This window comes from Oribacterium sp. (genome assembly GCF_057249185.1).
In genome coordinates this window covers 1-6,907 of the sequence record NZ_DBHIGR010000125.1, presented here as the reverse complement: position 1 = coordinate 6,907, position 6,907 = coordinate 1, and the positions used below count along the sequence as shown (strand labels likewise).

General features: G+C 48.0%; 7 protein-coding genes. 1 reads left to right on the top strand and 6 read right to left on the bottom strand.

Translation table 11 applies throughout. The features are described 5' to 3' along the window. Nucleotides 1-60: 60 nt before the first annotated feature. From dxs to ACO4PX_RS07505, 6 genes are all read right to left on the bottom strand, one after another. Nucleotides 61-1,932, bottom strand: coding sequence for a 1-deoxy-D-xylulose-5-phosphate synthase (gene dxs, locus ACO4PX_RS07530; protein ID WP_485572160.1), 1,872 nt, complete (start codon nucleotides 1,930-1,932; stop codon nucleotides 61-63). Nucleotides 1,933-2,017: 85 nt separating this feature from the next. After that, nucleotides 2,018-3,040 carry a polyprenyl synthetase family protein gene (locus tag ACO4PX_RS07525; RefSeq protein WP_485572159.1) on the bottom strand — a complete coding sequence of 341 codons (1,023 nt, stop codon included), beginning with the start codon at nucleotides 3,038-3,040 and terminating at the stop codon, nucleotides 2,018-2,020. Next, nucleotides 3,033-3,296 carry an exodeoxyribonuclease VII small subunit gene (locus tag ACO4PX_RS07520; RefSeq protein WP_315376026.1) on the bottom strand — a complete coding sequence of 88 codons (264 nt, stop codon included), beginning with the start codon at nucleotides 3,294-3,296 and terminating at the stop codon, nucleotides 3,033-3,035. Before ACO4PX_RS07520 ends, ACO4PX_RS07525 begins: the two co-directional genes overlap by 8 nt. A 163-nt stretch (nucleotides 3,297-3,459) precedes the next feature. Further along, nucleotides 3,460-4,881: an exodeoxyribonuclease VII large subunit gene (gene xseA, locus ACO4PX_RS07515; protein ID WP_485572158.1), complete on the bottom strand. Its 1,422-nt coding sequence runs from the start codon at nucleotides 4,879-4,881 to the stop codon at nucleotides 3,460-3,462. A 169-nt stretch (nucleotides 4,882-5,050) separates the two neighbouring features. Next, nucleotides 5,051-5,608, bottom strand: coding sequence for a transcription antitermination factor NusB (gene nusB / locus ACO4PX_RS07510; protein WP_485554684.1), 558 nt, complete (start codon nucleotides 5,606-5,608; stop codon nucleotides 5,051-5,053). Then, complete coding sequence (locus tag ACO4PX_RS07505; protein ID WP_485572157.1) at nucleotides 5,601-5,978, bottom strand: Asp23/Gls24 family envelope stress response protein; 378 nt, start codon at nucleotides 5,976-5,978, stop codon at nucleotides 5,601-5,603. Before ACO4PX_RS07505 ends, nusB begins: the two co-directional genes overlap by 8 nt. 336 nt (nucleotides 5,979-6,314) lie before the next feature. Here ACO4PX_RS07505 and ACO4PX_RS07500 point away from each other — a divergent pair. Further along, nucleotides 6,315-6,907, top strand: a 593-nt coding sequence (locus ACO4PX_RS07500; RefSeq protein WP_485572156.1) for a trans-sulfuration enzyme family protein, incomplete at its 3' end; no start/stop codon positions are given.

The window sequence follows — 6,907 nt, the reverse complement described above, 5'->3', positions numbered from 1 at the left end:
AGCCCTCTTTCCACCAAAAGAACATCCAGCCGTTCCTTCTTTCCAGCCATGCTTTCTCCTTTACGCTTTAAAAATTCCCTTCTCCTGCATTTTCCTGATAATGCTGTCGGAGTCAATGCCTAAGATTTCCCGAAGAGCGGAAACGCTTCCGTGCTCCACATAGGCATCCGGAAGGGCCACAGTTTCCACCCTTATCTCCGGATGACAGGCATTCATATATTCCAGGACAGCCTCACCGAAGCCGCCGTTTCGTACATTTTCCTCTAAAGTAATGATGCTGTGATGTCCCTCTTCCACAAGCCTGTCCAAAATCTCTGTATCAATAGGCTTGGCAAAGCGGGCATTCACAAGCGTTAAGTTGTATCCCTTCTTCTCCATCTTTTCCGCAATATGGGCTCCGGTGGACACCATAGAGCCAAGAGCCAAAAGGGCAATCCCCTCTCCTTTTTTTAATACCTCTGCCTTTCCCAAAAGGATTTCCTCCTGCTGCTCAGAAAAGCCCTGATAAGCCACTCCCCTTGGATAGCGAAGACAGATCGGGCCGGAAAAGGCTAAGGCAAAACGGAGCATTTCCTGTAACTCCCGAGCATTTTTCGGTGCCATCACCGTCATGTTGGGCATGAGGCGAAGGTAAGACAGATCAAATATTCCCTGGTGGGTTTCGCCGTCCGCCCCAACCAGTCCCGCCCGGTCAACGGCGAAAACCACCGGCAGCTTTTGCAGGCACACATCATGCACCAGCTGGTCAAAGCCTCTTTGCAAAAAGCTGGAATATACCGCCATCACCGGCTTTAAGCCCATGCTGGCCATCCCTGCCGCAGAGGTTACACCGTGGGCTTCCGCAATCCCCACATCAAAAAAGCGTCTGGGGAAGGCCTTTTCAAAGGCATCCAATCCGGTGCCGTCCGGCATAGCCGCGGTAATGGCTACAATATTCCGATTCTTCCGGCCCTCCTCCACCATGGTCTGAGAAAAGACCTTGGTATAGCTAAGTCCTGTACTTTCCGCCTTATCCTTTCCGGTGGACAAATGGAAGGGACTTACCCCATGGTAATGGCTGGGGGACTGCTCCGCCGGCACATAGCCCTTTCCTTTTTTGGTGACCACATGAATCAAAACCGCATGATCCACCCTTTTCGCTTCCTGTAACACCGTTTCCAGGGCCTTAATATCATGTCCGTCCACAGGACCCAGATAGGTGATGCCCATGTTTTCAAAAAACATGCCCCGGACAAAAAGCTGTTTAATAGAATTTTTGGTATTTTTCAAACGATCCACAAGACTTGGTCCAAGGATAGGTACCCTGGAAAGTCCTGCCGCAAAATTCTCTTTGAAATGGGTGTAATTCTCATGAGAACGAATGCCGTTTAGGTAGGTGGAAATCCCCCCCACATTCTTGGCGATAGACATTTCGTTATCGTTTAAAATGATAATGAAGTTCTTCTTCATTTTCGAAGCATTGTTTAAAGCTTCATAGGCCATACCTCCGGTGAGGGCTCCATCTCCAATGACCGCCACCACCGTTTCCTTTCCTCCCAAAATATCCCTAGCCTGGGCTATCCCCAGAGCTGCGGAAATGGAGGTGGAGCTGTGACCAGTATTAAAGCAATCATAGGGACTTTCCTCTCTCTTTGGAAAACCGCTGATTCCTCCCAGCTGCCGAAGCCCGTCGAAGTCATCCATTCTCCCGGAAAGAATCTTATGGGTATAGCACTGGTGTCCTACGTCCCACACCAGCTTATCCTGGGGCAGATTCAGGCTATGAAAAAGAGCAATGGTCAGCTCCACCACCCCCAGATTGGAGGCCAAATGCCCCCCATGCATGGAGGTTTTTTCCAAAATAAAGCGTCTCAGCTCCTTGGCCAAGGCCTTTTGTTCGGAAAGGGACAGCCTCTTTACATCCTCCGCCCCATGAATTGACTCTAATATCATGAAAAATCTCCTAATTCTTTCAACAAAGAGAAACTATCGCCTCTTTCAATAGACCTTCTCCATCACTCCTTATAAGAAAATCCTTCTAGCTCCTTCTGGAACAAAGATATTTGCTAAAGGAAAGCAGAAACTCCAAGGCTTCCGCATCCACAGTGCTCTTATCCAGGCTCTGTAAAAGGCTTCTGCCCTCTTCCGTATACTGCTCCACCATGGCCTCCGCCTTCTCCATGCCATAAAAGCTAAGAGCCGTGGTTTTCGCCTGCTCCGCATCCGAGTGGATAGGCTTTCCCAGCTCGGAAAAGCTGGAAATCTCATCCAAAATATCATCCCGAATCTGGAAGGTCAGGCCGATTTTCTCTCCAAAGGAAGCCAGCTTCTCCTGCTCTTCCGGATTAGCCCCTCCCAGTAAAGCCCCGATTTCCAAGGAAGCGGAAAGGAGGGCTGCAGTTTTCTTTCGATAAATAAAGAAAAGCTCTTCCTCCGTCAGAGGCTGTCCGGTTTTTTCAATGTCTAAAACCTGTCCCCCAATCATCCCCTCTATCCCTGCGGATGTCGCCAAAATCTTCAGGCCCTGCATGGTAGGAAAAAGAAGTTCCGCGGAATTACCCTTTTTTCCTTCCTTCTCCAAAACCTCCAAAACCCATTGAAAGGCATAAAGACTTAAGGAATCCCCTGCCAGTATTCCCTGAGCCTCCGTAAAACGGTACCAGGTAGCTTCCTTACCTCTACGATACTTGTCATTATCCATAGCAGGCAGGTCATCATGGCAAAGAGAAAAGCTATGAATCATTTCCATGGCCAGCATAAAAGCCTCAGCCAAGGGCAGGAAAAGCTTCCGTCTTTCTTCCCCGGCGAAAAGCAAAAAGGCCTCTCTAAGCAGGATGGGACGAATCCGTTTCCCCCCTACCATAAGGCTGTAGTTCATGGCTTCTATTCCGGTTTTCGTAGGCCCCTTTTCCTCCGGCAAAAATGCGGTCAGAATGGCCTCCACTTCCTGTCTCCTCTTTTGAAATGCCGCTTCCACGGAATGATTCCCCATCTCGGTGCCCTGATTTTCCATCTTGGTACCCTGATTTCCCATCTCGGTACCCTGATTCTCCTTAAGCATCCAAGCCACCCTTTTGCTCGCTGTCTAAAAGCTTCACCTGCTTTTCAATCTGGTCAATGCTTTCATTGGCTTCCTTCAGCAAAGAAACCGCCTTCTGGTAGATGGCAAAGCTTTTCTCCAAGCTCTCCTCGCCCTCCATCTTTTCCAACAGTCCGTCTAAATTTTCAAAAATCTCGTTTAAATCCTTCTTTTCCTTCTGCTCTTTCTCCGCCTTCTTCAGCTTCTGCTCTTCGACTTTCTTTTCCTCTGTTCCCATACAGTCTCCTTTCTCTAGGCGTTTCTCCTATTCTATACCAAGCTGCTATTACTCCGGCTTTTATACTCAAGTCTATTTCGCGAGCTTTTTCCATACATATCCACTATTGCTTTAACTTTTCCGGCCCAAGCCTCTATTCCTGCGGCTTTTCCAATCCAAGCCTCTATTGCTCCGACTTCTCCGGCCCAAGCCGTTCTTCCTTGTGCTTTTCCAAAACCTTGGCCTTGGCAGTGCCGTCCGTGAAATGAATCTGTAAAATCTCTCCCATTTTCACCTGCTCCACACTGCTCATCCGCTTACCGTCTTCCCTTTGCACATAGGAAAATCCCTTGGACAGCAGACGCAGGGGGGAAAGGGCATCGAATTGCTCGGAAAGGATGGCTAACTGATGCTTCTTCTTTTCCAGCTTCCCTTCCATGAGCCTTGGAAAATGTCGATACCGCTCCTCTTTATTTTTCGCAAGAAGAATTTTTTCCTTCATCTTGTGGGGAAAGACCTGATACTCTCCCATCCTGTCCTTGGCATTTGTAAGCTTTCGCTCCATCCATTGGGGGAATACCCGGTAGGGAAGAAGCGCCGATTTATTTTCCTGAATACATAGCTCCATCTGCCTTTGAAAACGACTTTCCAAATCCAGCAGTCTATGCTGTTTTCCCTGTAGAATATTTCTGGGGTGAAGGACAGAAAAACGAAGCTCCTCCTCCTTAACCCTTTGCCGCATTTTCTGAATAATCCGCTCCATCCTTTGATGGAAGGTATAGGTATAGCTTGCCAAATCATCCACAAACTGCATATAGTCGAAAACCGCAAGCTCCGCCGCAGCAGAGGGGGTGGGGGCTCGCAAATCCGATACAAAGTCCGCAATGGTAGTATCCGTTTCATGTCCCACAGCGGAAATGATGGGGGTGTCCGCATTGAAAATAGCCTTAGCCACCGCATCTTCGTTAAAGGCCCAAAGGTCCTCTATGGAACCGCCACCTCGACCTACAATCAGTACATCCAAGCCCATCTGATCCAGACGGGCAATCCCCTTACAAATGGAAGCCACTGCCCCCTCACCCTGTACCAGGGCCGGATAGAGGAAAAGCTCCACAAAAGGATTTCTCCGCTTTGCGATTTGGATAATGTCTCGAACCGCTGCTCCGGAGCTTGCGGTAACAATACCGATTTTTCTGGCATACTTGGGAATCGGCTTTTTATACATGGCATCAAAAAGCCCCATTTCCTGTAATTCCTTCTTCAAGGCCTCAAAGCGAAGATAGAGGTCTCCCTGTCCCGCCCTTTGGAAGGAATCCGCATAAATCTGGTAGCTGCCCCCTACCTCATAAACACCGATACGGCCGGAACACAGCACCTTCATTCCATTTTCCAACGGAAAAGCAAGCCCCGCCCTCTTTCCCGCAAACATAATGCCGGAAAGCTGCGAAGCCTGGTCCTTTAAGGTGAAATAAATATGTCCCGAAGGATGCATTTTCAAATTGGAAATTTCCCCACTGACGGTAATGTGGGAAAGGAAGAAATCTTCCTGCATCATTCGTGCCAGATAACGATTTACCTGACTAACCGTATATTCTTTATTTGCCATAGGCTGCTGTAATATCCCGTCACATTTCAAGGTAAAGCTTCCGCCCGAAGTGCACTTTCTCCGCAAGGCATGCGCTTCAGACGTTCTAAAGAGCGAAGTCTCTGCCCGGAGAACACTTTCCCCATAAATAAAGCAATCGCCTTAGTGAAATTGTGATTGGGGATGAATTCTATCCTCTCTTTGGCGCTTTACCATCTTTAGCTTTTGATTTTACGATATGGAAAGACTTTTTCTCCGCCTTTCCGGATTTGCTCTTAGAAGACTTGCCCTTCTCTTCTCCCTCACCCTGCTTTCCGGTGATACGAGCCAGGACACCATTGACAAAGGAGCCGGAATCCGCTCCCCCGTACTTCTTCGCAATCTCCACCGCCTCGTTAAAAACCACCTTATCCGGGGTTTCTTCCTGATACTCCAGCTCGTACAAGGCCAAACGAAGAACGGTTAAGTCTGTTTTTGACATACGGCTGGTGGTCCAGCCCTCTGTTACCGCGTTGATTCGCTCATCCAAATGAGGAAGCCGTTCCAAAATCTTCATGACTTCCTGAGACAAAAATGCCTCCTCCTCTTCAGAAAGATGTTCTTCTTCCTTCTCCGGAAGTAAAAAATCCTCATCCTCTTCCTTGCTATAGGAATAATGGCTCAACTGCTCCTGTTTCCCCTCTTCCGGGTAAAATAAGGTGGAAAACAAGAGTTTAAATTTATGGTCTCTTTCTTCTCTCTTATTCATTCTCTTTATTTACCACTCCTGAAATGCGGATATTCACCTCAGAAACGACAAGCCCCGTCATGTTGTTGATGCTTGCGGAAACCTTGTCCTGCACAGCCTTTGATACTTCGGGAATGGCATAGCCGTACTCCATATTGAGGCTCAGGTCTACCTTCACTTCTCCGTCCCTAATCTGTACTTTCACGCCTCTCGCGAGATCTTTAATGCCCAGTTTCGAGACAAACTGTCCGGACCAGCCGCCATCCATCGAGTGTACACCTTCCACTTCCGTTGCGGCAATGCCGGCAATAATGGCAATCACTTCATCCGCAATAATCACATCGCCATAACTGGGATTGCCCTCTACCTTAATCTTATTCTCTTCTTCCATCCTAACCCTCCTATCGTCTTCTGTAAGCCCGACACTTCCTCCGTCGCTTTGCCATCTCTCTCCGAAAGAGTTGCAAAGAATTTTACCATAAAAATAGAAAATCCGAAAGCAAGTACAGGAACTCTCCAAACTTTTTATCCTGCAAAATTTTCAATTTATAAAAGTGCCCTTTTCAAGCCCGTTCTTTCATTTATATGATTTTCCGAATAGTGCCTTCTCCTATGCATTATCTCAATTAGACAGTTCAAACAAAGAGTAATACACTACCATTTTGAAGTATTTAATGGCAGTTATTACTCTTTTTTAAGGAAATGAAAAGGACAGAAGGAGGCTATTGTGGGAGAAAAAATGGATTTCAGTAAACTCGGATTCGGTACAAAAATGATTCATGCGGGACAGGAGAAAGATCCGGCATACGGCGCGCTGGCTACGCCGATTTACCAGACCTCCACCTTCTGCTTTGATACGGTAGAAGAAGGCAGTGCCATCTTTTCCGGAGAAAAGCCCGGTTTCGCCTACACGAGAGGCGGTAACCCCACGATTAGCGCACTGGAGAAGAAATATGCCGCTTTAGAGGGTGGAGAGATGGCGATTGCAACGGCTTCCGGTATGGGTGCCATCGGCGGCGTCCTTCTCGGACTGCTTTCCAGTGGCGACCACATCATTCGGGGAAAATGCGTCTACGGCTGTACGGATATGGTACTCCGTGAAACCTTAGATAAATTCGGTGTGGAAGTGAGTTCCGTAGACACGACAGACCTTTCTGCCGTAAAGAAGGCAATACGCCCGAACACCAAAGTCATTTACTTCGAGAGCATGACAAACCCGACGATGGAACTCTCGGACATTCAAGAAATCGCCAAAATCGGGCATGAAAGCGGCGTGAAAGTCGTGGTGGATAACACCTTTACCCCGCCACCCGAAATCAA

Excerpts from the sequence above, each read along its gene's own strand:
- dxs (WP_485572160.1), bottom strand. The coding sequence starts at position 1,932 with ATGATATTAGAGTCAATTCATGGGGCGGAGGATGTAAAGAGGCTGTCC.
- ACO4PX_RS07525 (WP_485572159.1), bottom strand. The coding sequence starts at position 3,040 with ATGCTTAAGGAGAATCAGGGTACCGAGATGGGAAATCAGGGTACCAAG.
- ACO4PX_RS07520 (WP_315376026.1), bottom strand. The coding sequence starts at position 3,296 with ATGGGAACAGAGGAAAAGAAAGTCGAAGAGCAGAAGCTGAAGAAGGCG.
- xseA (WP_485572158.1), bottom strand. The coding sequence starts at position 4,881 with ATGGCAAATAAAGAATATACGGTTAGTCAGGTAAATCGTTATCTGGCA.
- nusB (WP_485554684.1), bottom strand. The coding sequence starts at position 5,608 with ATGAATAAGAGAGAAGAAAGAGACCATAAATTTAAACTCTTGTTTTCC.
- ACO4PX_RS07505 (WP_485572157.1), bottom strand. The coding sequence starts at position 5,978 with ATGGAAGAAGAGAATAAGATTAAGGTAGAGGGCAATCCCAGTTATGGC.